The sequence below is a fragment of the Lacunimicrobium album genome, from assembly GCF_052161635.1.
GTDB lineage: Bacteria > Planctomycetota > Planctomycetia > Planctomycetales > Planctomycetaceae > SXPC01.
Window position 1 is genome coordinate 4,349,849 of sequence record NZ_CP197413.1, and the last position, 26,164, is coordinate 4,376,012.

Here is a 26,164-nt window from a genome sequence, read left to right on the forward strand (position 1 = left end):
CTATCAGAATGGGGCATCGTCTTCCGAAGCCGGTTTTGAGAACAAATCCGGCCCGGTCGATGCTGCTGGCTTTTCCTTGGGAGCAGCGGGTTCTTTCTTCGCGCGACGTTTGCCAGCAGGGGCTTCCTGCACAAAGGTCGCGGAGTCATCGAAGGGCTCGGTGACTGCTTTTCCGTCGTCGGTAAAGTTGGTCAATATCTCGATCCGGCGCTCAGCATTCTGCAGCACCGCGTGGCAGTGACGCAGCAGCTTCGTCCCTTCCTCGAACCGGGACAGAGAGTCCTCCAGCGGCAGCGAGCCTTCTTCCAGCTGCATCACTATCTGCTGCAGCTGGACCAGTGAGTTTTCAAATGACTTGGGTTCTGTTTTTTCAATCGCCATGACGACAGTTTAATCACCAGAGCATAAACGCACAAAGCAAGAAGGGGAGAACACTGCGGTTCAGCTCGCTCCCTCGCTTCCCGACAAATCGCCTGCCACTGGAAACACGCAGATACCCGTTGCTCCTGCCGCACATCCGCAGGAATCCGACCGCCCAAACGTGATAGGCTTCTTCAAAGAGGAAGCCACGAAGCCAGAAGCAAACCGGACTCAATAACGAAAGTAGCGATAACGAAAGCTATTACACCGCCTCCAGCATTGCGCGAGCTTAGCACAAATTTAGCAGAACAGCACAGGAGGCAAAGACGCAAACCACCAACACCAACGGCTCTGCAACGATGCAAAACCAAGCGGAGAGGGGGGGATTCGAACCCCCGGTACCGGTTTCCCAGCACACCAGATTAGCAATCTAGCGCATTCGGCCACTCTGCCACCTCTCCGGGCGGACTGATCTTACAGAAACAGACAGGTCATGCCAAGGGACAACGAATCACGGGAAGGGGTTCGAAGTGAGTTCCGTCATAGGAGCCGTTTCTATGGATTTTTCAATGAAGATGCAAAGTTGAGGTAGTTTGCGCGCGACATGCTAGTCGAAACGGTGTCAATGTCGTATCTTTTCAGGTCAGCAGACGTTGTTGCGTTGAACCATCTTACGAGGTTTGACCTCGGTATTTCTCGACTCCTTGTGTTTGAAGCCTATTGCCATGTCGACCGAACTTGCCTACCAGTCCTGCCTGTCTCCTGACAATCCTCAGACTTACAGCGTTGGCGATGTGATTTCTGCAGGTCCAGGGGGCGATCTGCTGGATATTTCTTATGACTGGGACCGGGTCGAGGTGCCGTCATCGCTGAAGGAGTTCGAGAAGGCCTGGTCGAATCGCAGCCACTCGCTGGATTACAGTGGCGTGTGGAGGTTTCGTAAGCTGCTGCCGTTTGCGCCGGATGACCAGATCGTCACGATCGGCGAAGGGCAGACCTATCTGCAGAAGAACGATCAGGTCGGTAAATATGCGGGTATGAAGGCGGGTTCTCTGTACCTGCAGTACGAAGGGCTGAATCCGAGCGGATCCTTCAAAGACAACGGCATGACGGCTGCCAGTACGCATGCCCGGATGGTCGGAGCGAAGTTCGCAGCCTGTGCCTCGACCGGAAATACGTCGGCTTCGCTGGCGATTTATGGAGGAGTCACCGGGTTATTCAAGGTGATCGTGTTTGTCGGCAGCGGGAAGATTGCTTACGGGAAGCTGTCGCAGGCTTTGGACTATGGGGCGGTGACGCTGCAGATCCAGGGGGATTTTGATGACGCGTTGGCACAAGTGAGAAAGGTAGCCGTCGAAGCGGGAATTTACCTGTGCAACAGCGTCAACCCGTTTCGCCTCGAGGGGCAGAAGTCGATCATGTATCGGGTACTGGAAGGCCTGAACTGGGAAGTGCCGGACTGGATCGTTGTGCCAGGAGGGAATCTTGGGAATTCGTCCGCGTTCGGGAAGGCGTTTATGGAGCTCAAGCAGCTGGGGCTCATTGACCGGGTGCCCCGACTGGCTGTGATCAATGCTCAAGGGGCAAACACGCTCAATCGGCTGTATAACGAGAAGGGATTGCGATGGAACGATGGGCGACCAAGCGAGTCGCTCATTTCGGAATATTATCATGATCTCGATACCCGGAATGAGCGTGCTCATACGCTCGCATCGGCAATTGAGATCAATCGCCCTGTGAATCTGAAAAAATGCTTACGCGCCCTCGACTTCATGGATGGCGTTGTCCGGGACGTCACAGATGAGCAAATTCTGGACGGGAAAGCCCAGATTGGCGCGCATGGTTTTGGGTGTGAGCCAGCGAGCGGGGCGAGCGTAGCAGGGGCAAAACTGCTTAGAGAACAAGGGATCATTGCGCCTTCTGATCGAGTCGTCTGTATTCTGACCGGTCACCAGCTGAAAGATCCGAACGCAACTGTTGACTACCACATGACAGGGCACGAGAAACGTCCATTCTCAAATGCACCAATTCAGGTTGCTAACAATTTCGACGATATTATGGCTTGCATCAATCATATCAACACATAAGATTATGTCACACATCTGTCTGCTTCTTTTTTTTGGCCCATCAATTGCTGTTCAAAATTTGATCCGATTGTGACGCTGTTCGGCTTCCCAAGATTTCTACACAGCGGCATAATACATCAAAGAATTTGCCTGCGTTGATTGCGGAGCTCGCCTCATGACGCCCTACGAAGAAATCGAAACGATTGCCGACTTTCTCCCTGATGAAGGGAAAACGGTCACGCTGACCCGTCGTAAAGGGCAGCTGATTGTGGAAGACACTTCGCTTCAACAAAAGCAGCAACAAGATCTCGTGATTCAGGAACGCATGCTGGCTGCCAAACAGCGTGTCGCTGAAGAGACCTTGTTCGGCCACCTCGTACAGGCCAACGAGCGACTGCAGCATTATTCGATTAAGAATTTCCTGTTCACTCTTCTGGCGATCTACTCCGTCAGCGTCGGGGTGCATTACTACATGGGCTGGTCGGCAGTGAATATTCCTGTTGTCGCGGGGATGGCGCTGCTGTTTGTCTCTGGTTACATTCTCAATGAGCGGTCAGAACTGAAGAAACGCTTTATTTATCACGTTTGTCCAGAACTAGACCGTGTGCTGACCGACCGAAACATCGACAAATACCAGTTGCTGGGAATCATGCGCAATAACCGCGATCTGGTGATGCTGGCTCGGGCAATCAGCCGGTGGACGAAGTAAGAAAATGATGACACGAGGGACAGCTCTCTTCCTGGGGATTGTGATCTGTTCTCTCGCGAATGCCCAGGATCAACAGCAACCGAATTCGACTTCGGTTGTCTACAAAACAGTTGGCGACAAATTGCTGTTCATTGACGTTCTCGTTCCGCCGGTGCGCTCGCCGGCGGAAAAGCGTCCTGCGATTGTGTTTTTCCATGGCGGCGGCTGGGTTGGTGGGTCGCCGAGGCAGTTTGCTAAACAAACAAAGCATTTTCAGACGCGTGGGATTGTTTGTTTCCTGGTGCAGTATCGTCTGCTAGATAAAGGCGATCAGAGTCCACCGACCATTTGCATCGAAGATGCTCGGGACGCTTTTCGGTTTGTCCAATCTCATGCGGATGAGTATTCAATCGACACAGAACGAATTGCCGGGGCTGGCGGCTCGGCTGGCGGACACCTCGCAGCGGCGTGTGGGATGATCGATGTGGAAGGGAAGCCGTTTGAGGCTCGGCCCAAAGCACTGATGCTCTTCAATCCAGTCTACGATAATGGCCCTGGGCAATGGGGAGCCGGGCGAGTGGGTGAACGCTTTCCGGAATTTTCTCCGGCCCATAATATCTCTTCTGATGATCCTCCGACGATTGTGTTCTTCGGCACGAAGGACAAGCTGGTGACGGTGGAGACAGCTCAAGCGTTTCAGAAGAAGATGCAGAATGTCGGAGTGAGAAGCGACTTAGTGCTCTATGAAGGAGCGGGACATGGGTTTTTCAACACGGACAAACCGCCGGAGAACTATCAGGAAAAGACACTGAAAGCAGCAGATGACTTCCTGGTCTCGCTGGAGTGGCTGAAGCCGCTGGAGTAATACCAATCACACATAGCTCCGCGAGTTTTCTTCCCAACGTGCCATGCTTGTGTGTAAAAGACAGCGTCTTTGGGCAAGCATGTTCTGAACGCTTCAACGTCAAACGAAGCAGCATGCTCACCCAAAGCTGGTGAGCATGGCACGACTTATTGTGATCGCGCTGGTTCAAGTTGCGATTGGTATAAGCGAACAAGCGGGCTGGAGTGGGCGTGAGGATCGAAAGTCAGATGAAAGTTTGCGTCTGTTTGCTGTGATGTGACTGATTATTTTTGCTTTCTTGTCGGAAATTTGTGAGTGTGGATGAACTTTCTGGCCGGCTGGCTGGTTTAAGAATGTGTCCAGATCAATCTCACTCGCACCGTGCTGCTGTGGGGAGAACGTGTTGTTTCCTGAGACAGCCAGTTGGCAACCCTTCGCCTTTTGACTACGATTGAAGGTTGTTTGCAACGCCTTAACTGCGGACAGGACACTGTTTGCAGCGACAATGCTGTCGTTCTCTTCAGGAGACATCCATAAATGATCAGTCGTAACGGTCAATCACACGCCTATCACCTTCCTCCGCTTGGTTTGAACCCTTCGACAGAACGTCAGGGCACAACTCCGGGAAGCTTTGCCAATAAGCCAGTCATTGCACCTGGACCGCAGGGGGCATACACGTTTTCTTCGCCCGATACGCCAGGGATGCCGAAGGCGTCTGAGAAGACGGCCTGGGACTTCATGCCGGATGGCTGGAGCATCAAGCCAGGCTTTGAGAACAACTACCACCACGCCGCGGCTTGGCAGGCTCCGCAGGGCTTCGAGCCATCGACACAGCTGGAGTTTGCACGTCAGGGAATCATCACACGTGAGATGACCCGAGTCGCCGAGCGTGAGTCGCATCTGACGGCTGAGCAGGTTCGCGATGAAGTCGCCGCCGGTCGTATGGTCATTCCTGCCAATAAAGTTCACCTGGGTTACCAGCTGGATCCGATGTGTATCGGTCGTGCTTCGAAGACCAAAATCAATGCGAATATGGGAGCCTCTCCCGTTTCGTCGAGCACGGACGAAGAAGTCGAGAAGCTGAAGTGGGCAGAAAAATGGGGCGCGGACACCGTCATGGACCTCTCGACGGGGGGGAACCTGGATGAGTGTCGCGATGCGATCATTCGCAATTCGCTGGTTCCGATCGGGACGGTGCCGATTTATTCGATGATCATTGGCCGCAAGCTGAAGGATCTGAATGCCACGCATATTCTCGATATGCTCAAGCATCAGGCCAAGCAGGGGGTCGATTACTTCACGATTCATGCCGGGGTGCAGCGTGCTCACCTGCAGTACGTCAAGAATCGTTTGATCGGGATCGTCTCACGCGGCGGGTCTTTGCTGGCTAAGTGGATGATCGACAACGATGACGAAAACCCGATGTACACGCTGTGGGAAGACATCTGCGACGTGATGCGGGAATACGATGTCACATTCAGCATCGGGGACGGGCTGCGTCCGGGCGGGTTGGCCGATGCGACCGATCAGGCACAGCTGGCTGAGTTGTGTACGCTGGGAGAATTGACGGAACGCGCGTGGCGCAAGGGCGTCCAAGTGATGATCGAGGGTCCGGGACACGTTCCGTTCGACCAGATCGAATATAACATGAAGTTACAACGAACTTTGTGTCACGGAGCGCCGTTCTACGTGCTGGGTCCTCTTGTGACTGACATCTTTCCTGGGTATGATCATATCACCAGTTGCATTGGGGCGACCTCGGCTGCTTATCACGGGGCGAGCATGTTGTGCTACGTCACGCCGAAGGAGCACCTGGGACTTCCGAAAAAAGATGATGTCAAGCAGGGCTGCATTGCGTACAAAATCGCTGCGCACGCTGCGGATGTCGCGCTCGGCATTCCGGGAACCCGCGATCGAGACGATGAGCTGACGAAAGCTCGTGCGGCTCTCAACTGGCAGAAGCACTTTGATTTGAGCTTCGATCCTGATACGGCTCGCGCGTATCACGATGAAGATCTCGACGTTGATACCGATTTCTGCGCGATGTGTGGCCATGACTGGTGCAGCGTGCGGATCTCCAAGGAGATCGTCGAGTTCGCTTCGGGGAAAGACGCCAACTACATGTGGGACAAAGCCAAGAAATCCGCGGCGTTGTCTGATGAGCAGAAGGCGATTCTCGAAAAACGAGGCGTTCTTTCGCCTGATGAAATTCACAAACTGGCCAGTAAGACCAAAAAGGTCATGGGTGCCGAAGCAGGGAAAGCCAACTGTCACAGCGACTACGTTGATGACAAGGAAGCTGTCGATCTGCAGAAGCAAAATGATCTTTCTTTGCCAGTCGTCCCCTTAGAAACGACTTCCAAATAAGAGTGAGCTGACGATGCCGCCTTCTGTCGATCCGACTGACGCAATGACACGACGTCCATTTGCGGAAAAGAAACAAGGTGGCATTGTTGGCTGCTGGAAGCAGACCCCGCGAGGTGGGTTCCTGCTCATGGCTGCTCCGCCACGGAAAAAGAAAAAGAGTGGGGGATCGAGTGGCTCGGTCCCTTCGATGAACGCAGCGAAACTGCCGATGAACCCCAAGACTCTGGGGATCGTTGGTGGCGTCGTTGTGCTGGCTATCGTTGGGTACATTGGGGTCACCCAACTCAACGAAAGCCAGAATGCGGCTCAGAATTCGGTCAGTCAGCCAATTGCTCGTAACAACCCTGCGCCCGTCGTCGCCCCGCCTGTGGCTGATCCGAACCTGCCGACATCGCTTCCTGGGAATCCGCCTGCAGATAATCCCGTCGTCCCGCCGAATCAGATGTCGACTCCGGGCGAGACCATGGAACGACGCTCGCCTGATCTCGCGATGACGACCGAGTCGACGCAGAATGTCATGACGCCAGAGCAAATGAAACCGCCGGGGCTGAATCCCGATGGAATGCCTCCGCTGACTGGTGAAGCCCCCTCCAAGCCGCCGGTAGTCAAAGGTGGGGGAAACCCACTGGTCGCGATGATCAAAGGGGGGATCGGGCCCATTTTTGGACTCGGTGCAGCAGGTAGTGGATCTGCTGATGCGACACTGTTCATCACGCTGGAAGATGGTCAACACATTCCGGTGACGACTCAGGAACATCAGGCGTATTTTCGTGGAGAACTGCAGAAAGAGCAGATCGAAAAGCTGATCTCCCGATCTCGGAATTTCTCGATCGATAATCCGACTTTTGAGCGGATCGGCAACAGCACCGCGAATGCCCTCGGAAGTCCGCTGGTGGCCGCCCAGTTTGATGCGAACTCCATTCAGTCCTTTCTGGCTGTTGTGACGGTCAAGAAATCGAACGGCGATGTTGCGACGGCAACGGGATGCTTGATTCATCCCGATGGCGGGCTGATCGTGCCCGCAGAGACTCTCAAGGAAGGGGTCGACCTGACTGTTGAATTTCAGAATCAGAAGTTCAAGACGTCCGAAATCGAAGTCGGGTATAGTGATCCTCAAACTCGTTTGGCGTTTTTGAAGCTGCCGACTGATGGGCAGCAACTGCCTGTCGTTTCAATTGGCGATGCCTCAAACGCCCTGATGGGAATGCCTTTGCCGACGGTTGCAGGACCGATGTCGGTCTCGATCGTCAGTCTGAAAAATAATAAGGTTCAACGGACCGAAGCTCAGGCCCAACCGATCTTATACCAGCTTCTGGCAGGTGAAACCGCGATCGCGGTCCCAGGATCGTGGCTGGACGTGACGTGTGATGCCGCCGAATCTGTTGGCAAGCCGATCTTCAACTCGACGGGGGCGCTGGTCGGTTACACGATTGCTCCTTCTTTGGATAATCAGACAGGGGTCATTGCGGTCGGTGCAGAGTCAATTCGTCCATTGACGACGATTCAACTGATGAGCCGTAATGCGACACCCGATGTTGCAACCACTGGGTTGCCACAGTCGCCTGGAGTTCAGCGCCCCGCGTTCGAAATGGTAGCCGAGGGTTCTGGGTTACCTCCTGCGATAAATCCGGTCGTGGAATCAGGGATGAGTCCGGGCATGGCGTTGGATCAGCAGCCTTCGGATGAGGCAGTGCGCAAAGTCCAACAGCTCCTCTTTGCCCCCTCGATTGCCAATACGAAAAAAGGAGCCGAACTGCTGACGTCCATTCGCTGGATTCAGTTGGGAACGCTGGTCAAAATGAATGTCGGGTCACCATCACCGCCGACGCTGCTGGGACGGATGATGAACACGCTGGGACGTCAGAGTCTGGAGAAGACCGAGGTCAATATCGCGACGCCTGAAAAAGCAGATCAGGCGGCTGTGCTGATGTGTGTGATCAATTATAAGGTTCCTGCCCTGCCGCTGGACCCGACCGGCCTGACATCGCCTGCTGTTGCTCAGGATATCGATATGGTCTTTCGGCTTCTGGCGTTCGTGAAGGACCCCAAGGATCCGTCTGGAAAGTCGTATCTGCGAGTTCTGGAAGCGGAGCCGATGACGATTCGTGTCCCTGCTTCATTCCAGGAGCAAGGTGCTTCACGCACGATGAAGGAACAGCTCACGAACATGTATAACAAGTTCCACTCGGGGATTCGCAAAGCGAAACGAGATTTGGGGAAATTGTAAGACGAACGAAAATCAACGTCGGAACCGGTAAGTTGAATCGGCAGGATGGTTTGTCTGCAGTGTCATGGTGAAGCGTCCTCTCAATCCGTTGTTTGATCCCCGGACGGGTGAAGAAGCGATCCGGGTTCACGATCTGCATCTGAAGGCAAAGCCATTCGAGCCAGCCCGAACCAATTGTTTCTCGGTCTATTTGATCGAAACTGGTAGCGGGTCGTTTTGGGCCGATGCTTCGCAGTTTGAGTTTCAGCCGAATTGTCTGTTGTTTTTTGTTCCTTATCAATACATCCGGTTTGAGCCCGAAGAGTCCGTCACGGGGCAGGTCATCCAGTTCCACGCCAATTTTCTGTGTGTGGAGACATTTCATGCTGAATCGGGTTGCAGCGGGGTTCTGTTCAATGACCCGTTTGGCGTTCCGTGGGTCACGTTAGACAGCGAATCAAAGACATCTATCGCCGGATTGATTGAGCGATTGAAAACAGAGCAGGTGGAACAGAATCTTGCATATACCGAAGTCATGCTGGCCCACTTGAAAGTGCTGCTGATTCTCGCGACGCGGATCAAGTCATCCCTTGCTGGTGCGTGTGGCAGCGGAGTCGAACATCGCCATCCCTTGCTGGCTGAACTGCGTGATCTCATTGAGCACAATTATCGGGCCATGCATTCACCCGCGGACTATGCCAGGCGGTTGCATGTCACACCAAAGACGCTTGGAAGAATCGTGCGGGAGCACCTTGGAACGACTCCCAGCGAGCTGATTCGGAACCGCATTCTCATGCATGCCAAATGGCAGATCCTCCACACGCTCAAACCCGTCAAGGAAGTTTCGCGGGAGCTGGGCTTCTCGGACGAATTGTACTTCAGTCGCCTGTTCAAGAAAGCGACAGGATATTCGCCGACGTTTTTTCGAGAGTATGAGACGGAGATTCGTGGTGGGAGCAATCTGTCCATGCTTTCGTCCGAGACGCCCATTCCGAAATCGGACGCGACAGCCCAAACTTGAATCATGACAGCGAGTACATGAACAACTCGCTGCGTTGAATCAAAGGAGAGGCATTATGAGCGTACGAAAGCTGTTTGAACTGGCGGCTGGGATGGACAAAGCCGGGGTGGTCATGACAAGGATCGGGTTGATCATTGTCCTCTGGTGGATTGGTGGGCTGAAGGCTTTTCGTTATGAAGCGGACGGGATTGTACCGTTCGTGGCGAACAGTCCCTTCATGTGTTTCTTTTATGCTGATCCTGACAACTACAAAGCTCACAAGAATCCTGAGGGCGCATTCGTCCCTGAGAATCGTGCCTGGCATGAGGCGAATCGGACTTATGAGTTTGCGTATGGGCTGGGCGCGGTCATCATCCTGTATGGATTGCTGATCAGCCTGCATCCGTGGCTGCCGGGGGTCGCGACGGTCGGAAGCTTTCTCGTCTTTGTGATGTCGTGGGTGACCTTATCGTTTCTCATCACGACCCCTGAGTGCTGGGTACCAGCACTCGGAGATGCTCAGCATGGATTTCCCTATCTCAGCGGAGCAGGAAGGCTGGTCGTGAAAGACGCCATCATGATGGGGGCGGCATTGGTGACGATGGCTGATTCGGCAAAAGTCTATTTGCGTCGAACCAGAGTGACTATGGATCAACCGTGACCGTGACCGTGACCTTGGCCGCTGTTTATGACTGAGGAGAAAGTGTCTCGGTTGCGGTGGGAATCTCGCCTTTGATTTGTTTGGCGGCGCTGGCGGCGGCTTCCTTGATGAGGTCACTGCCTTCGGTCGCGAGCTTCTCGATTTTTGCTAAGGCGTCCTGGGCTGCAGGGCCGCAGTTGCCCAGTGCGGAGACTGCGGTCAGGACGATGCTTTCGTTGGCGCTCTCGAGGAGATTGATGAGGGCCTGACGGGCGGTTTGATCGTCTGGTTTGATGACGGCTAGACCTGCCGCGCAGTTGACCTTCACAAACTCAGAAGAATCGTCGAGGCCTTTGCGAAGGGCTGCTTCGAGGCTGTCTGCTTCGTGAGCGACGGCGGCGGCGATTGTGGAGGCCATTTCGCGTTGAATGTCATCGGTCGAGGCGAGCGCTTTCTCGAGTGCCGGAACGACATCTGCTTTGAGCTCGAGGAGTTCGCTGAAGCGTTTGTCCCAGCGGGTCGGGTCGGGTTCCTGATAGGCGGCGACGAGATCCTGGAAGAGTTCTTCTGCTTGCTTGGTACGATCGACTTTGGGTTCCATGGGTGTCATCGCTGGCTCGGGGGAACTGACGACCGGTGAGGAAACCGGGGGCGAGAGAGTCGACGATTTTGGTGGTTGGGCAGGGTCAGCGGGACGGGTCGCTGTGGGCGTCGTTGATGACGGTGGCGTGCTGGTGGGCTTATCGCCGCAGCCGGTGAAGGCGAGGCTGAGGGCGATGGCTGGGACTGTGAAGCGGGATGACACGGTCGGGAACCTTTGTGGGACGGAGAGGATGGCGCGGCGGGCGTACTCGGTAAATACTTTAAGATAAATACTGAAGACAGGGGGTTCATACCCCCCGCTCGCCTGAGAGGGTCAGCCCACAACTTTATGCAGGATCGCGATTTTCTGCCAGATCTTTCGTGACAGGCCTGTCGTGAGGTCTTCCAGGTCGTTGACGGCGGCGACTGATTGAGGGTCAGGAAAGTGCTCGACGTACAGGGCGGCGATCTTGCCGGTCAGGGAGAGCATTTCGGTGCAATAGTCGAGGTAGCGGCTGAGTTCGAAGGCGCTCATGACCCGCTTGGGGGAGGAGGCGGTATCGACGCCGATGAGGGTGGGATTGTTATTGAGGCGTTCGGGGTCTTTGGTTAGCTGGTGCATATCGATGATGTGTGCCAGCGAGCGCAGTTCGTGGATCGCGGTGAGTGCTTTGTGACGTTTCCAGCGGTTTTCGAGTGTCATCAGGAAGAGCAAGGCAGCGCCGCCGATGATGATGTCGTTCATGCAGGCATCGAGGAATTCTGCAGCGGTGCGGATGGTCCAGGGTTCGCTGGGATCGTGATCGAGCTGGCTGACCATGTAGACCGACATGACGATCAGGGAGGCGATCAGTGTGAAGATCGCGATGCGAAGTTTGATACTCGGGGCGGCAATGTCTGCGGCTGTGGAGCGGGCACGCTGGCCGATGAGTTTTAATTCGCTGCAGACTTTGGCAAGGCCGGCACTGGGGAAGCGTTCATGGATTCGCTTTTCCAGTTGCGCGATCGTTTCGACGATCAGTTCGGGCTTGAGTTTGAGAAAGGCTGCACGTTTCGGCACGAATGACTCCGGTTCGTGGAGGGAAGAAAGCTCACCACCAGGTCACAAAGTACACCAAGGATCACGAAGAGGTCTACAGATGTGCCTGATTCGTTCTGATTATCCAACGATGAAACTGCGGACAAGGTTCACGAGAAAAGGGGCTGCCAGGAGAAGCATCCAGCCGGATTGCCAGTAGAAGGATTCGTCGATGCGGTGTTTGACGGGGTCCTTTTTGCGATGATCGTGTTCTGCAATGCTGCCCGAGCGGAAGACGAGCAGGAGACCTGCTGTTAAAAGCGCCATGAGAATGACGAGCAGCAGACGGTCATGCATGCCGCCAACGGTTCGGGTTTCTGCGAAGACGCGTCCGCGATTCTGCCAGTCGTATGCGAAGTAAGCCGTGATCGCGAGGGCGCCGACGCGGGAGAGGATCGGCATCCAGTCGATGGCGGAATTGCGATCGTTGCTGAGGCTGGCGATCCAGCGTTCCAGTTCTCGAACCGCTTTCTCGCGACGTGCTTTTTCGACAGGATCAATCGGAGCAGCTGGCGGGGTTGTCCTGGTACGGAAGGCTGTCGTTCGGGAGGTCGTGGTTGAGGGGGAGCGTCGTTGGGTGTTGCGGTGGACTCGTTCCTGGACACGAACGAGGAGGCGATCATATTTTGCGCGGCGTGATTCGTCTTTCAGAATGTGATAGGCGTCGGAGGCGGCTTTGAACTTGGCGGCCGATTCGGGAGTGTTGCTGCGATCAGGATGATGCTCGGAGGCGAGCTGTTTGTAGGCAGCCCGGATCTGCTCGTCGTTGGCAGACGGATCGAGGCCGAACAGATCGTAGTAATTCTCCGAGGGCATAACTTTATGTTACGCGGATGGGGAGTAAAAACGAACCGGGGAGGGGAGGTTGAAGACAGCGGTTGGCACGCATGCACATTGGATTTTGCCGAAGAGGGTTTGCGTATTCAATGCGTTGATTAACAGGACGTCGTTAAGACAGGGGGTTGACACCCCCCGCTCGCCTTGAGGACAGGATCAGGCGTATCTGGCGAGTTCATCGCCGGTGAGGCGGTAGACGGTCCACTCGTCCATGGGTTTGGCGCCGAGGGAATTGTAGAACTGGATGGAGGGTTCGTTCCAGTTGAGGACGGACCATTCGACGCGGCCGCAGCCTTCCTGGTTGGCTTTGATGAAGACCGATTTGATGAGGGCCTTGCCGATCCCCTGGCCTCGGTACTCGGGTTCGACGAAGAGGTCTTCGAGGTAGATCCCGGGTTTGGCGAGGAAGGTCGAGTAGTTGTAGAAGTAGAGGGCAAAGCCGACGACTTTGCCATTGGTCTGCGCCAGTTGGCATTCCGCGACCGGTTTTGAGCCGAAGAGGGTCTCGCGCAATGTCGCTTCAGTGGCGACGACGTCGTCCGAGAGTTTTTCATAGTCAGCGAGCGCCTGGATGAGTCGCAGGATATGGACTTCATCACCGGCGATGGCGGGGCGGATTTCGAAGGGGGGCAACGATGTCTCCTCGGGCAGTTGTCTTGAAAATGAGATGCAAAATACGTTCACCACGAAGTCACCAAGAGCACGAAGTTTCACAAAGGAAGACTGCTCGGGAGTCAAAAAGTTAGTCTAGTCTGCTCGAAGGAGAATTTCTTTGTGGTGAATTCTTTTCTGTAACTCTTCAGGCAGTCGAGGTGTCGTCCTTGATCAATGTGAAGACGGTGATCTCGGGTGGGACGAGGAAGCGAACGGGGCGGGCGTAGCCGAGGCCGGGGTTGATGTAGAGTTTGGCTTTGCCGCTGTCGCTGATGACTTCGCCTTGCGCGTAACGTTTATTCTTGACGGACAGGATGGGGGCACCGACGCCCGGGAACCAGCACTGCCCGCCGTGGGTGTGACCGGAGAGCATCCAGCCGTCGTAGTCGGCCCAGGCTTTTTTATCAATGACGTCGGGATTGTGACATAAGGCGAGTTTGGGGCGAGTGAGATCGAGTTTCTCGAAGACTGGCCGGGAGTCATACAGAGGGGTCCAGAGATCACAGACGCCTGCCAGTTGAAGGCCTTCGATGTTGAGCACATCGTTGTTGATAAACTTCAATCGTGTTTCTGACATGACATCAAAGAGCTTGTGCGCGATTTCAGGTTGTTGCCAGTTTTCGCCACAATCATGATTTCCGGTGATCCCATAAATGCCCAGGGGGAACTCGGGCAGGTTGGTAAACAGATGAAGTAGCTTTTCCCAGGGCTGATCACGCTCGGAGTAACTGATGAAATCCCCGGTGACGACGAGCATGTCGCCACGCAGTTCATAGAGATGGGCGAACGCGGACTCGAGGTAATTCTGATCGACGATCGGGCCGACGTGGATGTCGCTGATCTGGATAAGGCGTTTCCCATTCAGCGAGTTCGGCAGGTCTCGGATCGGCATCGAGAGTTCATGCACCCGGTACGCAAAGGGCTCCCAGTAGCGGGCATAGGCTGCGGTCCCAGTCGGGAGCAGGACCGCCGAAGCAGCTGCGGCTGCGAGGAAACGTCGACGCGTCCAGACAGGCTTGCTGGGGGGAGAAGCTGGGGGAGTTACGGAGTCAGTCATGCGGAACGGAACCTGATGTTTCAAACTGGGTAAGATGTTTGATCTCAAGAAACCTTAACGATTGTGACGATCATACCAAAGAGGAATTGTCCCCGGTGTGTGACCGCGCAAACAAGGTTTGATTCGTTGCGACTACTCAAGCTGCTTATTTTGGCTAGCTTCACTCTTTCGGGGTGTGTGATCACTGACTTGACGGTCAGTAATCCGATGCCTGAGATGAGCCGGGTCGCGATTGTGCCGTTTGTGAATCTCTCCAGCGAGCGGGCTGTCGATGGACGCCACTTTGCCGAGATCTACTTTTCGGAATTGCAGAAGTGCCCGGGATTCCAGGTGCTGCCGTTGGGGATCACCGAGACCGCGATTCGCGAGCATCATCTGAATCTGGAACGCCCTGCTGAGATCCTCGAGCTGGCTGAGATTCTGGACGTGGATGCGGTCGTCTTTGGGGCGGTGACGGAGTATTCGCCGTATAAGCCGCCGCGTCTGGGGCTGCAGGTTTCCTGGTATGCGGCGCGCGAGTTTCACTTCTTCCCTGGAATTCCGCTCGATCCCAAGCTGCGACATCATGAGAACAAGGTCTACAAAGACCACATGGTCGAGAAGGCGAAGTTCTGGAAACATCATGGACACGAGCGTTGTGAGAAATGCCAGACCCGATGCCCCGAGGGACACCCCGTTGGCTGTCAGTGCCAACAATGCCTGACTGCTCCAAGGTGCGAGGAATGCACACTCGACATCCGTGGCCAGTCGCCCGTCGGCCAGCCGATGATTGAAATCGTCGAAGGCCCGATGATGCCCGAGGAAACGCCGTTGGAGTATTCCGCGGAACCGCAGCCGGTGATGTCATACACCCGGATTTTCGACAGTTCCGATCCTGATCTGGCGGGCGTAATGCGGGACTATGTCGAGCTGAATGGCGAACTACGTTCCGGGGGATTTAAAGGTTGGACGCAGCGTTCGGATGACTATGTGCGATTCTGTATGCACCGCATGATCCTGGAGATGTTCCAGCTGCATGGCGGGGAAGCCAAGCGACGCTTCTTCCTCACGAACCGACGCTATCGGTAGTGCCATAATTGTTCACCAGGGTGAGATTTCTTTCGGTCGGAAATGTTTACGCTCATGAGACATTGGAAAAGTTTGTGTGCATGTGTTTGTAAATCGTTGCCGATACTTTTGAGGTCAGCCGCGAACACGGACGTCCGCCGCCTGCGCTCAGGGAACACATCTATGCCGACATCAAACTCACATGTTAATCTCGTCGCGCTGGTCAAAGACGGTCAGCGTTACGTGTTCGTCTTTGATGAAAAATCGATCTCGCAGTTGATGCAGACGCTGGGCCGTTATGCCTCTGATCCGGAGCTGAATTTCAACTGGTATGATGCTGCGCTGCTGAGCCAGAAGATTCGACGCCTGCAGCAGGAAGCCAAGCCTGCGCCGTCAGTGAACAAGGCTGTGAAGAAAAAAGCGGGCTGATTTGAACCGCAGAGGACGCGGAGGAAGACTCACGTCGGTCCGCTGCTGAAGCCGACATCGCACCCGCAGACGATGGTGGCAGCAAAAGAGAGTTTTGCCACAGAGTTCACAGAGGGCTCAGAGCTTGAAGGGAAGAGAACCACGGATGAACACAGATTGACACTGATCCGAGAAGAAGTAAAAAGCATCGACCAATCCCCTTTCCCATCTGCGTTCACCAGCGTTAATCTGCGGTTCCAATCTCGTTTCCACATCCGTGTTGCTTCGTGTTCATCCGTGGTTTGTTTTCGTCAAGCCGCAGACATCGAACTCGCAGTCGGCGGTGGCAGCAACCGTCGCCGCTCTTCAAGACAACTCAAGGCGGTATTCAACCAATCGTAAACAACAGCTAATATTGTCCTTGCTTTTATTCCTCCTTCGCGATCTCTGCGTACTTTGCGGTTCAAGTTTGATTGGCTTTTATCATGCGATCAGCGTTTGTGGGATTTCAGCGTTATCTGGAGATTGAGAAGAACGCCTCTGAGCTGACGGTGAAGGCGTATCGGGATGATTTCGAGAGCTTTGCTGACTATGCAGAGGATCGTCTCGGCGGCTTGCCGTCGCCTGACAGCATCGATATCACGGCGTTGCGTGGGTATGTCTCGTATCTGCATGAGTGTCAGTATGCGAAGACGACGATTGCGCGTCGTCTGGCCTGCATGCGGAGTCTGTTTCGCTACTGTCGACGTGAAGGATTGATGACGGGGAATCCTGCTCAGGCGTTGCGGACTCCTCGAACGGGACGCAAGCTGCCGAAGTTTTTGACGAGCGATCAGATCGCGAAACTTCTTGAAGCGCCTCCAGGAAATACCGTGATGGGACGACGCGACCGCGCGATCCTGGAAACGATTTATTCGGCTGGTTTGCGGGCTGCGGAACTGGTGGGCTTGAATATCGAAGACTGGGATCAGGATAGCGGCGTGATTCGCGTCCGCGGAAAAGGGAAGAAGGAACGTATCGCCCCGGTCGGCAGTTTCGCATCGAAGGCACTGCTGCGCTGGATGGCCGACAGGAAGAGTCTTCCAACGGCCAGGAGCAAGGACTCCGGAGCCATGTTCACCAGTCGCGTGAAGACTCGTCTGACCACTCGGTCGTTGCAACGGCTGCTGGATAAATACATTCTGCAGGTCGGGTTGGATAAGCAGCTGAGCCCGCACTCCTTGCGTCACAGCTTCGCGACGCATCTGCTTGATGGCGGTGCGGACCTGCGCAGCGTGCAGGAGATGCTCGGCCACAAGAGCCTGACGACGACTCAGATCTATACCCACGTCTCTGCTCAACGCCTGAGAGAGACTTACGAAGCCGCTCACCCGCATGCCCAGAAGCGGGATTGAAGAGTCATTTATTGACGGCGTCCTGGCGGGACACGTCTTGCTTCAGAAATCCGATCAACGCCTCAGCGCTTTTGTCGGAGGTATGATGACTTCTCAGTCGCTGGTGGCCAGTGTGGGCATGCAGGCGATGGAGGTTGGGGTCGTTGATCCATGAAGAGACGGCGTCTGCGATTTTCTTCGGGTCGTGATCGAGGGTGAGAATTCCGCCCTGTGTCGACGCGACGAGTTCAGGGAAGGCCCCTTTTGATGGGAGCACAACCGGGACGCCGTTGGCGATGGCTTCGAGGACATACAGCCCCTTCGGTTCTTCGAAGGTGGCGGGGACGCAAAGGGCGTCGATCTCGTTGTAAAAGCGGACTTTCTCGGACAGCCCCTTCGGACTGCCGATGTGGGTGATGTGGTCCTTCAAGTGAGGGTATTTGTTGAGTTCGTCATTCATCCAGGCTTCGCGTGATGGATGAAGATACCCGCCGTAGCGGAACCTGGTGTGAGGGTGTTTGGCGTGAAGATGTGAGAAGGCTTCGAGGGCGACGTGGAAGCCTTTTTCGGGAGCGATCCGCGCGAAGTAGCCGAGGGTGAAGGCGTCTTCCTTGAGCAGTTTGGGCTGACCTTTGTGAGGAGTCGCATCGATGCCGAGGGGGAGAACGTTGATCTGCGCGGGATCAATGGAGAGGTAGTTGGCGATGTAGCGTCGGTAATAATCCGAGTACGTGAAGTAGCCGTCGTAGTGCTGCCAACTGGAACGCAGGATACTCATGGCTTCGCTGCGATAGGGTTCGATGAGTTGATCGAGGAAAGAATCATCTCCCTGGAGGAAGCCGAAGAGTTTGCCCTGGTACTTCTGACGAAGGGCCGGGACGATGCCGGAGAGAAGAATGTTGCTGAGGATGATCACATCGGGTTTGAGGTGGTTGGTGACATAATCGACGAGGTCGAGGACGAGCTCTTTCTGTGGGCCATTGACGCCTTTGAGCATCGAGATCGTCAGTGCGCCGAGTTGCTTGGCGTCGTTGCTGACGCCCATCTTCGTGGCGTAATTCAGGACTGACGGGGCATCCATCCACTTCGTCATCCAGCGTGGCATTCTGCGAAACCACGGGTACTGGTGAAGCATGTAAAGACGAATGCCGCCCATGAAGACGGGGGTCGATTCGGACAGATCATCGTCCAGCGTCAGCGGGGTATACAGCGGGACGAGCGTGACTTCTTCGCCTCGGCTGATGAGAGCTTTGGCGAGGGTGTTGTCCTGCATACAGCTGCCGCAGAACATTCCCGCGCCGCCAGCTGTGATGAACGAAATCTTCATGAGGGTCGATCGTGATGTTGTTATGGACTTAATTAAGTGACTGCTCGACGGGAGGGCGAGGCTGTGTCCGAGCCGCTGTCCCGCGTTGCAACCTATGTTGGCGACAGAGTGCATTGCGAAACTCAAACGGTGCGTTGGATACCAATGGCCTCGCCTTTTCCCCGTCCTGAAGGGACGATTTCTAACAGCCCAGGATGAAATCCTGGGTACACGGAACCACGAGTCGGTCCCGTCCTGTAGGGACGGTTCAACGCGGAATGAAAGATGAACCGTCCCTGTAGGACGGGAGAGTTTGGGGGTCATTGCAAACCCAGGATTTCATCCTGGGCTGACAGATAACGGCCCTTCAGGCCTGAGAGGAAGATGTGAAAATCAGTCTCCAGTCGTCTACACAGGATGGTGGAACAGTAGCTCGGTCAGAGCCTCACACTCCCCGTTGCGTGAACTTATGCTTCATCGCATTATAGACAACTCCCCCTGACGAAAAGAGATTTCCTGCGGAAAACCGTTTCCTCTGTGTTTTGCGGGCCACAACAGTTACAACTGTCCTTTTGCGATTCTCTCCTTCATTGATACTGCATGTCCACCAAACCTGATGATCAACCCTGGACTGTCGGTCGGATCCTGACCTGGACGACCGACTACCTGAAGAAAAGCGGCGCCCCGAATCCGCGACTCGATGCGGAACTTCTGCTCGCGCATTCCTTGCGGAAGTCGCGCATCCAGCTGTACACGATGTATGACACTGTCCTCGAAGATGCAAACCGTGCGACGATGCGGGATCTCGTCAAACGACGTGCCAATCATGAGCCGGTGGCTTATCTGGTCGGCCACAAGGAATTCTTCAGTCTCGAATTTGAAGTCAATAAAGCGGTCCTGATCCCGCGTCCTGAGACCGAGCTGCTCGTGATGCATGCGATCGAAATCGCCCGTCAGTTTTATGCGAGCGGGTCGGTAGACATTCTCGACTTGTGCACTGGTTCAGGCTGCATCGCGGTGGCGATCGCGACGACGCTCAAGCAGGCGAATCTGACAGCGATTGACATCAGCCCCGACGCCCTCGAAGTCGCCAGACGCAACGCGGCTCGGCATAAGCTGGAATCGCGTATCGAGTTTCTCCAAAGCGATCTGTTTGGGTCCCTGCCCGCTGACAGGAAGTTCCACGTCCTCGTCACCAATCCGCCGTACATCGTCGAAGCAGACATGGCGACGCTGGAACCCAACGTCAAAAATCACGAGCCGCATCTGGCTCTCAACGGCGGCCCCGATGGCATGACCTTCATCACGCCGATTCTCGAGCGGGCTCCCCTGCACCTCCACCCCGACGGCTGGCTGCTCATGGAATTCACGCCCGAGCTTCAAACTTCGATCCAAGCTGTCCTCGACCGCCTGGGCTGCTACCGCGAAACCCAGTGGATCAAAGACCTCTCTGGACAAATTCGGCATTTACGGACACGATTAAGCGTTTCGTAGAAGAATATTTTTGCCACAGAGGACACAGAGAGCTCAGAGATTAGGAAGAGTCGATTCTCGATTTCGGCTAGTTTCTAATTTCCAATTCCTAATTTCCAAAGACACGGATGTCCCATGGATCTATTCATCATTCAGGGAGGAACGCGGCTGAGCGGCGTGGCGCGTGTGCATGGCTCGAAGAATGCGGCGCTGCCGATCATGGCGGCTTCGATCCTGACGGATGCTCCGCTGACGCTGACGAACATTCCAGACCTCGCGGATATTCGCTCGATGCTGGCGCTGCTGGATCGTCTGGGCGTGTCGATGTCGGCGAATCTCGCGTCCTCGAGACTGACGCTGCAGGCGGATGACCCGAGTTCGTTTATCGCGCCCTATGATCTCGTCCGGAAAATGCGGGCGAGTATCTGTGTCCTCGGGCCGTTGCTCGCCAAACGCAAGAAAGCCATTGTGTCGCTTCCCGGAGGGTGTGCAATCGGGCATCGTCCGATTGATCTGCACCTCAAAGGCCTGGCGGCGCTGGGTGTCGATCTTCGCATTGAACGCGGTTATGTGATTGCCCAGGCGGAACACCTGACCGGCACGACAATCGATCTGGCAGGCCCGAATGGCACGACGGTGACGGGGACGTGCAACCTGCTATGCGCAGCGACTCTCGCCAAGGGAACAACGGTCCTGACATCCGCTGCTCGCGAACCGGAAGTCATCGATCTGGGGGAACTGCTCATCAAGATGGGGGCGAAGATCGAGGGACTCGGCACATCCACGCTCACCATTCACGCCGTCACAGAACTCGGCGCTGCGACACATGAAGTCATCCCCGATCGCATCGAAGCCGCGACGTTGCTCATCGCGGGCGCGATCACAGGCGGCGAAGTGACACTCGAAAAAGTCCGAGCGGATCATCTGACATCGGTCGTTGATGCCCTTGCTCGCATGGGGTGCATCGTCCAGAACACACATCGTTCGATGACGATCAAGACGGTCGAAAAGCTGTCCCCGATTGATCTGGCGACTGGCCCGTACCCTGCCTTCCCAACCGACGTCCAGGCCCAGCTGATGGCGCTCGCCACGCTGGCTCCGGGCAAGAGTCGGATTGTCGAGACGGTCTTTCCCGATCGCTTTATGCATGTCTCGGAACTCGTTCGACTTGGGGCTCAAATCGAACAGCATGGCAGTACCGCGATCATTAATGGCTGTCGTCCCATGAATGGCGCTCCGTTGATGGCGTCTGATTTGCGTGCCAGCGCTGCGTTGATTCTTGCAGCTCTCGCGTCGCAAGGCGAAACGGTCCTGCGACGCATCTACCACCTCGACCGCGGCTACCAGCGACTCGACGAGACCCTCAACCAACTCGGCGCGAAGATTACTCGCGTCGCCGACGTCCCTGAAAACCTGCCGGAGGAATCGATCCCCGGCAGTGAACTTCTCGCAGGCCCGCACTGGTTGACGAAGCCAGCGGGCGTGTCGGAGAGTGCAGAAGGTCGAACCTCTGTGTGAGAAATGAGGTGGAACTTGATGGTCACCCGATGACTGTTCTCCGTCCTGAAGGGACGATTTCTGTCAGCCCAGGGTGAAACCCTGGGGTAGAGGGCAACAAACATCACCACCCTGCAGGGGTGGGTCAACTCGCGGTACAGCGTGAAGCCGTCCCTTCAGGACGGTAGGTGTCATTGACGACATTAACCCAGGATTTCATCCTGGGCTGGTTGAAAACGGCCCTTCAGGCCTCAGATCAAGAAGACGATCATTCGCGTCGAGCCGTCGACGATCGGTTGCAACGCGGGACAGCGGCTCGGGCGGAGCCTCGCCCTCCCGGGGTTTCTCATTGCACTTACAACGGGCAGACGGTTGCGAGTGACTTGATCATGTCTTTCGTGGCGGCTTCGACGGCGGCTTGCCAGTTGGTCTGGCCGAACTGGGATTTATAGGGCTCTTTTTCGTAGGCGAAGTTGATGCTGCGGGAGTTGTTGATGAGGGCACCGAAGCCATCGGTGTCGAACGCGGATTTGACATCGTCAGCGGTTCCACCCTGGGAGCCGAAGCCCGGGATCAGCAGGGGGGTGTGGGGCATGCGTTTGCGGAGTTGGGCGAGTTCTTCCGGGTAAGTCGCGCCGACGACGGCTCCGATGCTGCCGTAGGTTTCGCCTGCCTCCATCGTCTGGACGTTGAACGCTTCGACCGCATCGGCGACGGCTTCGAAGAGCTTCACGCCGTCTTGTGTGCGGTCCTGAAACGTCGCGGCTCCGGGGTTGCTCGTGCGGACGAGGACATACAAGCCTGCTCCGCGTTTGACCGCCAGATCGACAAACGGCTGCAGGGTGTCGGTCCCGAGATACGGATTGATGGTGAGTGCATCGGCAGCCCAGGGAGCAGATTTGGCATCTTCGCCAGCGAGGTAGGCAGACGCGTACGCCTGGGCGGTCGTTCCGATATCGCCACGCTTGGCATCGCAGATCACGAGCAGCCCTTTCTTGCGGGCATATCTCATCACGCGAGCCAGCGCCAGGCAGCCTTCCGGTCCCAGCTCTTCAAAGAACGCTGCCTGCGGCTTGACCGCGGGGACGAGGTCGGTGACGACGTCGATGACTTCACAGCAGAACCGCTCGAAGGCATACGCGTACATCTCAAAGCGATCGCCGCCACGATCCTCGGCGGCTTCTTTGATTTCCTCGGGCAGGTTCTCATAACGGGGGTCCAGCCCCACAAGAGCGGCGGTCTTCTGTGTTTTCATAGCCTGATGCAGGCGGGCGATGTACGTCATGGGAGTCCTCGGTTGAATCTCGTGTTTGCTGGCAGTTTAGCACAAACGGGAGCCGCATATAAACGGAGGCGGGAGGAGAAGACGGTTTTACCACAGAGGACACAGAGAGCATGGAGGAGGGAATTAGCAAGAAAGCAGAACCACGGATGAACACAGATCGACACGGATCAGATCATTCAGAATGTCTACCTTCTCTTATCTGTGTGAATCCGTGTTTATCCGTGGTTCTCTCTTTCCCTCCGTGCTCTCTGTGTCCTCTGTGGTAAATCCTCTTTTCTGCTCCTGCGACAAGATGACTTTGGGAAACAAACGCAGTTCATTGGTGCAAACGGCGGGGAGCTTACTAGAATGGACGAGTTGGACTGACTTCGTACTTTGAGCCTGCCAGAGAAAGATTGTGTTATGCCAGTGATTGCGCTTGTTGTTGGTTTGATTTTGATCATCCAGGGGGTTCTGTCGTATGTCACAGCCGAGCCTGATCCTGTGAAAGGCGTTTCGCCCACCGCGTTGATTCCTGCTTTTGTGGGTGCGCCGATTCTGCTGGCTGGTCTGCTCGCGATGAAGCACGGCATGCGAAAGCACGCGATGCATGCTGCGGTCCTGTTCGGGCTGCTGGGTGCACTGGCTGGTTGGGGACGCGGTCTCTCCGTCATCGCCACCAAGGGCTTTGATCCTTCCAGCTCTGCGCAAATGAACGTGCTGTTCATGGCGATCGTCTGCACGGTCTTCGTCGTCCTGTGCGTGCAGTCGTTCATCGCTGCCCGTAAGCGACAAGCTGCTACGAAAGCGACCGAAACGAAGGCGTAATTTGAGAGATGGGTGACTGGGGTCAGGATCGATAGCTGACCCCAGAGAGCGCGCGTTGGATGTCTGCTTGCAAATCAACTGGGGTCAGCTAGAAAACCTGACCCCAGCCACCCGGATCACTTGGTCTGATTGACCACCTGCTCATAGACTCTGCGGATTTCCCGGCTCATGGTCTGGTGTCGAAACTGGTCGGTGAAGAGATCCCGTCCACGGCTACCCAGCTTCGCTCTGAGCTGCGGGTCGGCGATCAGCTTGACCAGACCGTTCGCGATCGCCTGCGTGTCGTTGAGGGGGGCGAGGAAGCCTGTCTCGCCATCACGGACGACTTCCGGGGCACCATCGATCGCGAAGCTGACGACCGGTTTCCCTGCGATGAGTCCCTGAGGCAGCACGCGGGCTAATCCTTCCCATTGGCTGGCGTGAAGAACGATGTCCATGGCTGCCATCAGCGAGGGGATTTCCTCCGGCGGGACCATGCCAGTCCATACGAAGTTGGCTTTGAGACCTGCGCTCGCCACGTCCTGCTCATACTGTGGACGCAAGACTCCATCGCCGACGATCAGGAACTTGACATTCCGACGCTCCGGGACGATCAGCTTCGCGGCGGCGATGACCTGCTCATGGCCCTTGAGAGGAAAGAGTCGGCCGATCTTGCCGACGACGACGTCGTTATCCTGCAGCCCCAGCTTTCGACGCATCTGGTCGCGAGCGATCGGCGGGTGCAGAAATGGCTCGACGTCGAAACCGGAATAGATTGTCGTGAACTTCTCGCGCGGGGCGATCTTGGCTTCGACGAAGATGTCGGTCATCTTGTTGCAGACCGAGATGAAGTGAGCCGTCCGCCTGGCTGCCCAGCGTTCCAGCTGGACGTAGGTGTGATAGGCGATCGGCGACTGCCCGTAGTGAAACGAAGAGCCGTGGACGGTGTGCACGCAGGGGATTTTCGCGGACGCTGCGGCGGCTCGTCCGACGATGCCAGCCTTGGAGGTATGTGTATGGACGACGTCTGGCTGGAAGGCTTTGAGTGCTTTCACCAGTTCGCGGTGGGCCTGATATTCCTTCCAGGGGCGAATGCTGCGTTGTAGCGACGGAATGATTTCGGTACGAAACGGCCCTGCGAGCGCTCGGGGCATCAGCGTTCCTTCGGGTCCATCGGTCGGGCCGGTGAGGAGGAGGACGTCGTCGCCGTGGTCGCGTGCATGATCCTCGCAGGTGAAGAGCGTATTCTCCATCGCCCCGCCGATGATCAGTCGTGTGATGATGTGGGCGATTTTCACGTGTCGTCGTGACTTTCGTGGAGAGAAGTGGTGTTGATTAGCTGGAGGTAAGGGGCTCTGGATGAGTCAGATCCTGCCAGAGCTGATCCAGCTCGCGCTGTGAATGAATGACTTTCCGAATCTGCAGCATCGAGTTGATCAGTTCGGAGTCATGATCTGATTCATCATGATCGACGATGATTCTGCTGACATGCAGCCCGCATGATTCCACTTGTTTGATAGCAGAAACCAAAGCCTCCCGGAGTGAAGTGGATGCACGCGAGAAACAAACATCAGGAGTTCCATTGGAAACCCCAGGAGTGGCATCGTCACAGCCTGCTTCAAACAGCTTGTCAGCGAGATCATCCGTCATCACGGAGGCCTGGTCAGCCAAAACAAGCGTAAACTGAAATTCGCTCATGTCTGTTCTCCTGACTGGCAATCGCACTCATCCACTCGATCACGAATCCACTGGGCATGGTGATGAGGATTCTTTGGCGTACTGAAGACGAACCGCAAACAAGCACCACGGCTTTTGACAGGGCAGAGGAGGCGTCCAAAGACGTGCGCTCTTGCACCGGCCTTCTCAAAACGCCAGCCACGTTCGAGTGCATACTCAATCGCGGCATTGATGTCTTTATTCGGATGGTGTTTAGCCATTGTTGCCGGTGCTTCCTTCGAGGTCAATTCCCTCCTGCGGATCAGCAGGACTCGGAACGCGGTCGTTCTTTGTCAACGCGAGCATCCTTGATTGAGGATCACGTTCTCTTGGAAAGGCATTATTGAGCCATCGCTTCTTTGTGTTTGAGCGTCTGCCAAAACTTGGCGGGGCGTTCATCCGATTGAATCAGCTTGCGGACCTTCAACATCGCATTCATGTTGTCGACTTCCGAATTCTGTCCGTCATCAAGCTGAATTTCATCCACAACAACGCCGCAACTTTCCACCTGTGACAGCGCAGAAAGAATCGCATCGTATAGCGCTGCAGAGTCTCGATCGAACGCGATGAAGAGATCTTCACCGCGAACGCTCAATGTCGAATCAACGCCGCCGGCTGCAAACACGCGATCTGCAAATGTCTCCTCAAGAAACAAATCTCGTCCATCGTGAGCAATGAGTGTGAAACTATGAATCATGAACGACTCCAGTGAGGACAGGCATCCACCGACTGACGAACTCTCTTGGCGTGAAGAAAAGGCGTTTTCGGAGTGCTGTAGACCTCGACGATATGACCTTCGCGGCTTGATTCCGGGCAGTACAGTTTCCCATAGCTATGAGCACGAGGACCTGACTTCTCGAATCGCCAGCCGTGCTCGATAGCATATTCGATCAC

The 26,164-nt window shown here is 55.6% G+C and carries 26 protein-coding genes and 1 tRNA gene; 13 read left to right on the plus strand and 14 right to left on the minus strand.

The genetic code is table 11. The features are described 5' to 3' along the window. Window positions 1-3: 3 nt before the first annotated feature. Both SH248x_RS17455 and SH248x_RS17460 read right to left on the minus strand, forming a co-directional pair. A complete protein-coding gene (locus SH248x_RS17455; RefSeq protein ID WP_459555588.1) occupies window positions 4-381 on the minus strand; it encodes an exodeoxyribonuclease VII small subunit in 378 nt (125 codons plus the stop codon). 351 nt (window positions 382-732) lie between these two features. Further along, window positions 733-821: transfer RNA gene (locus tag SH248x_RS17460), tRNA-Ser, on the minus strand. 264 nt (window positions 822-1,085) lie between these two features. Between SH248x_RS17460 and thrC the strand changes: the two genes are divergently transcribed. The 7 genes from thrC to SH248x_RS17495 all read left to right on the plus strand — a co-directional run bounded on the left by thrC (window position 1,086) and on the right by SH248x_RS17495 (window position 10,192). After that, window positions 1,086-2,447: a threonine synthase gene (gene thrC / locus SH248x_RS17465; protein WP_459555589.1), complete on the plus strand. Its 1,362-nt coding sequence runs from the start codon at window positions 1,086-1,088 to the stop codon at window positions 2,445-2,447. A gap of 154 nt (window positions 2,448-2,601) precedes the next feature. Then, a complete protein-coding gene (locus SH248x_RS17470; RefSeq protein ID WP_459555590.1) occupies window positions 2,602-3,135 on the plus strand; it encodes a hypothetical protein in 534 nt (177 codons plus the stop codon). A 4-nt stretch (window positions 3,136-3,139) separates the two neighbouring features. Continuing rightward, window positions 3,140-3,979 (plus strand): alpha/beta hydrolase, encoded by an 840-nt coding sequence (locus tag SH248x_RS17475; protein ID WP_459555591.1) that lies wholly within the window; start codon window positions 3,140-3,142, stop codon window positions 3,977-3,979. Window positions 3,980-4,495: 516 nt separating this feature from the next. After that, entirely contained in the window at window positions 4,496-6,325 is a 1,830-nt protein-coding gene (gene thiC, locus SH248x_RS17480) for a phosphomethylpyrimidine synthase ThiC (RefSeq protein WP_459555592.1), read from the plus strand. 13 nt (window positions 6,326-6,338) lie between these two features. Next, complete coding sequence (locus SH248x_RS17485) at window positions 6,339-8,552, plus strand: S1 family peptidase (RefSeq protein ID WP_459555593.1); 2,214 nt, start codon at window positions 6,339-6,341, stop codon at window positions 8,550-8,552. 64 nt (window positions 8,553-8,616) lie between these two features. Further along, entirely contained in the window at window positions 8,617-9,552 is a 936-nt protein-coding gene (locus tag SH248x_RS17490) for a helix-turn-helix domain-containing protein (RefSeq protein ID WP_459555594.1), read from the plus strand. Between the two features lie 55 nt (window positions 9,553-9,607). Then, the gene (locus SH248x_RS17495) at window positions 9,608-10,192 is read left to right on the plus strand and encodes a DUF417 family protein (protein ID WP_459555595.1); all 585 of its coding nucleotides are present in this window, start codon (window positions 9,608-9,610) and stop codon (window positions 10,190-10,192) included. A 25-nt stretch (window positions 10,193-10,217) separates the two neighbouring features. Here the strand turns inward: SH248x_RS17495 and SH248x_RS17500 are convergent, their stop codons facing one another. The 5 genes from SH248x_RS17500 to SH248x_RS17520 form a co-directional block, all read right to left on the minus strand. Then, on the minus strand, window positions 10,218-10,976 hold the full coding sequence (locus SH248x_RS17500) for a HEAT repeat domain-containing protein (RefSeq protein WP_459555596.1): 759 nt from the start codon (window positions 10,974-10,976) through the stop codon (window positions 10,218-10,220). A gap of 111 nt (window positions 10,977-11,087) precedes the next feature. Next, on the minus strand, window positions 11,088-11,813 hold the full coding sequence (locus SH248x_RS17505) for a hypothetical protein (protein WP_459555597.1): 726 nt from the start codon (window positions 11,811-11,813) through the stop codon (window positions 11,088-11,090). A 99-nt stretch (window positions 11,814-11,912) separates the two neighbouring features. Then, the gene (locus SH248x_RS17510; protein ID WP_459555598.1) at window positions 11,913-12,647 is read right to left on the minus strand and encodes a J domain-containing protein; all 735 of its coding nucleotides are present in this window, start codon (window positions 12,645-12,647) and stop codon (window positions 11,913-11,915) included. A 177-nt stretch (window positions 12,648-12,824) separates the two neighbouring features. Continuing rightward, window positions 12,825-13,301 (minus strand): GNAT family N-acetyltransferase, encoded by a 477-nt coding sequence (locus SH248x_RS17515; protein WP_459555599.1) that lies wholly within the window; start codon window positions 13,299-13,301, stop codon window positions 12,825-12,827. 166 nt (window positions 13,302-13,467) lie between these two features. Further along, window positions 13,468-14,379 carry a metallophosphoesterase gene (locus SH248x_RS17520; RefSeq protein WP_459555600.1) on the minus strand — a complete coding sequence of 304 codons (912 nt, stop codon included), beginning with the start codon at window positions 14,377-14,379 and terminating at the stop codon, window positions 13,468-13,470. 150 nt (window positions 14,380-14,529) lie between these two features. On the opposite strand from SH248x_RS17520, the gene SH248x_RS17525 reads away from it, so the two are divergent. The 3 genes from SH248x_RS17525 (at window position 14,530) to SH248x_RS17535 (ending at window position 17,228) form a co-directional block, all read left to right on the plus strand. Continuing rightward, window positions 14,530-15,447, plus strand: a complete 918-nt coding sequence (locus SH248x_RS17525) for a hypothetical protein (protein WP_459555601.1) — start codon at window positions 14,530-14,532, stop codon at window positions 15,445-15,447. Window positions 15,448-15,609: 162 nt separating this feature from the next. Beyond that, on the plus strand, window positions 15,610-15,855 hold the full coding sequence (locus SH248x_RS17530; protein WP_459555602.1) for a hypothetical protein: 246 nt from the start codon (window positions 15,610-15,612) through the stop codon (window positions 15,853-15,855). A 464-nt stretch (window positions 15,856-16,319) separates the two neighbouring features. Next, entirely contained in the window at window positions 16,320-17,228 is a 909-nt protein-coding gene (locus SH248x_RS17535; protein WP_459555603.1) for a tyrosine recombinase XerC, read from the plus strand. 4 nt (window positions 17,229-17,232) lie between these two features. On the opposite strand, the gene SH248x_RS17540 is transcribed toward SH248x_RS17535, so the two are convergent. Further along, the gene (locus tag SH248x_RS17540; RefSeq protein WP_459555604.1) at window positions 17,233-18,534 is read right to left on the minus strand and encodes a glycosyltransferase family 4 protein; all 1,302 of its coding nucleotides are present in this window, start codon (window positions 18,532-18,534) and stop codon (window positions 17,233-17,235) included. 579 nt (window positions 18,535-19,113) lie between these two features. Between SH248x_RS17540 and prmC the strand changes: the two genes are divergently transcribed. After that, complete coding sequence (gene prmC, locus SH248x_RS17545) at window positions 19,114-20,007, plus strand: N5-glutamine methyltransferase family protein (RefSeq protein ID WP_459555605.1); 894 nt, start codon at window positions 19,114-19,116, stop codon at window positions 20,005-20,007. A gap of 114 nt (window positions 20,008-20,121) precedes the next feature. Beyond that, window positions 20,122-21,504, plus strand: a complete 1,383-nt coding sequence (murA, locus tag SH248x_RS17550; RefSeq protein ID WP_459555606.1) for a UDP-N-acetylglucosamine 1-carboxyvinyltransferase — start codon at window positions 20,122-20,124, stop codon at window positions 21,502-21,504. A 334-nt stretch (window positions 21,505-21,838) separates the two neighbouring features. On the opposite strand, the gene pyrF is transcribed toward murA, so the two are convergent. Next, window positions 21,839-22,768, minus strand: a complete 930-nt coding sequence (gene pyrF, locus SH248x_RS17555) for a beta/alpha barrel domain-containing protein (RefSeq protein WP_459555607.1) — start codon at window positions 22,766-22,768, stop codon at window positions 21,839-21,841. Between the two features lie 402 nt (window positions 22,769-23,170). Here pyrF and SH248x_RS17560 point away from each other — a divergent pair, with 402 nt between their 5' ends. After that, window positions 23,171-23,575 carry a hypothetical protein gene (locus SH248x_RS17560; RefSeq protein ID WP_459555608.1) on the plus strand — a complete coding sequence of 135 codons (405 nt, stop codon included), beginning with the start codon at window positions 23,171-23,173 and terminating at the stop codon, window positions 23,573-23,575. Window positions 23,576-23,691: 116 nt separating this feature from the next. Here the strand turns inward: SH248x_RS17560 and SH248x_RS17565 are convergent, their stop codons facing one another. From SH248x_RS17565 to SH248x_RS17585, 5 genes are all read right to left on the minus strand, one after another. Beyond that, window positions 23,692-24,852, minus strand: a complete 1,161-nt coding sequence (locus SH248x_RS17565) for a glycosyltransferase family 4 protein (RefSeq protein ID WP_459555609.1) — start codon at window positions 24,850-24,852, stop codon at window positions 23,692-23,694. 37 nt (window positions 24,853-24,889) lie between these two features. Further along, complete coding sequence (locus tag SH248x_RS17570; RefSeq protein ID WP_459555610.1) at window positions 24,890-25,252, minus strand: hypothetical protein; 363 nt, start codon at window positions 25,250-25,252, stop codon at window positions 24,890-24,892. Continuing rightward, a complete protein-coding gene (locus SH248x_RS17575; RefSeq protein WP_459555611.1) occupies window positions 25,249-25,491 on the minus strand; it encodes a hypothetical protein in 243 nt (80 codons plus the stop codon). Before SH248x_RS17575 ends, SH248x_RS17570 begins: the two co-directional genes overlap by 4 nt. Window positions 25,492-25,610: 119 nt before the next feature. Continuing rightward, window positions 25,611-25,967 (minus strand): hypothetical protein, encoded by a 357-nt coding sequence (locus tag SH248x_RS17580; protein WP_459555612.1) that lies wholly within the window; start codon window positions 25,965-25,967, stop codon window positions 25,611-25,613. Beyond that, a complete protein-coding gene (locus SH248x_RS17585) occupies window positions 25,964-26,164 on the minus strand; it encodes a hypothetical protein (RefSeq protein WP_459555613.1) in 201 nt (66 codons plus the stop codon). Before SH248x_RS17585 ends, SH248x_RS17580 begins: the two co-directional genes overlap by 4 nt.

Excerpts from the sequence above, each read along its gene's own strand:
- SH248x_RS17535 (WP_459555603.1), top strand. The coding sequence starts at position 16,320 with ATGCGATCAGCGTTTGTGGGATTTCAGCGTTATCTGGAGATTGAGAAG.
- thrC (WP_459555589.1), top strand. The coding sequence starts at position 1,086 with ATGTCGACCGAACTTGCCTACCAGTCCTGCCTGTCTCCTGACAATCCT.
- SH248x_RS17495 (WP_459555595.1), top strand. The coding sequence starts at position 9,608 with ATGAGCGTACGAAAGCTGTTTGAACTGGCGGCTGGGATGGACAAAGCC.
- pyrF (WP_459555607.1), bottom strand. The coding sequence starts at position 22,768 with ATGACGTACATCGCCCGCCTGCATCAGGCTATGAAAACACAGAAGACC.
- SH248x_RS17580 (WP_459555612.1), bottom strand. The coding sequence starts at position 25,967 with ATGATTCATAGTTTCACACTCATTGCTCACGATGGACGAGATTTGTTT.
- SH248x_RS17485 (WP_459555593.1), top strand. The coding sequence starts at position 6,339 with ATGCCGCCTTCTGTCGATCCGACTGACGCAATGACACGACGTCCATTT.
- prmC (WP_459555605.1), top strand. The coding sequence starts at position 19,114 with ATGTCCACCAAACCTGATGATCAACCCTGGACTGTCGGTCGGATCCTG.
- SH248x_RS17470 (WP_459555590.1), top strand. The coding sequence starts at position 2,602 with ATGACGCCCTACGAAGAAATCGAAACGATTGCCGACTTTCTCCCTGAT.
- SH248x_RS17570 (WP_459555610.1), bottom strand. The coding sequence starts at position 25,252 with ATGAGCGAATTTCAGTTTACGCTTGTTTTGGCTGACCAGGCCTCCGTG.
- SH248x_RS17455 (WP_459555588.1), bottom strand. The coding sequence starts at position 381 with ATGGCGATTGAAAAAACAGAACCCAAGTCATTTGAAAACTCACTGGTC.
- SH248x_RS17560 (WP_459555608.1), top strand. The coding sequence starts at position 23,171 with ATGCCAGTGATTGCGCTTGTTGTTGGTTTGATTTTGATCATCCAGGGG.
- murA (WP_459555606.1), top strand. The coding sequence starts at position 20,122 with ATGGATCTATTCATCATTCAGGGAGGAACGCGGCTGAGCGGCGTGGCG.
- SH248x_RS17540 (WP_459555604.1), bottom strand. The coding sequence starts at position 18,534 with ATGAAGATTTCGTTCATCACAGCTGGCGGCGCGGGAATGTTCTGCGGC.
- thiC (WP_459555592.1), top strand. The coding sequence starts at position 4,496 with ATGATCAGTCGTAACGGTCAATCACACGCCTATCACCTTCCTCCGCTT.
- SH248x_RS17490 (WP_459555594.1), top strand. The coding sequence starts at position 8,617 with ATGGTGAAGCGTCCTCTCAATCCGTTGTTTGATCCCCGGACGGGTGAA.
- SH248x_RS17475 (WP_459555591.1), top strand. The coding sequence starts at position 3,140 with ATGATGACACGAGGGACAGCTCTCTTCCTGGGGATTGTGATCTGTTCT.
- SH248x_RS17520 (WP_459555600.1), bottom strand. The coding sequence starts at position 14,379 with ATGACTGACTCCGTAACTCCCCCAGCTTCTCCCCCCAGCAAGCCTGTC.
- SH248x_RS17530 (WP_459555602.1), top strand. The coding sequence starts at position 15,610 with ATGCCGACATCAAACTCACATGTTAATCTCGTCGCGCTGGTCAAAGAC.
- SH248x_RS17575 (WP_459555611.1), bottom strand. The coding sequence starts at position 25,491 with ATGGCTAAACACCATCCGAATAAAGACATCAATGCCGCGATTGAGTAT.
- SH248x_RS17510 (WP_459555598.1), bottom strand. The coding sequence starts at position 12,647 with ATGCCCTCGGAGAATTACTACGATCTGTTCGGCCTCGATCCGTCTGCC.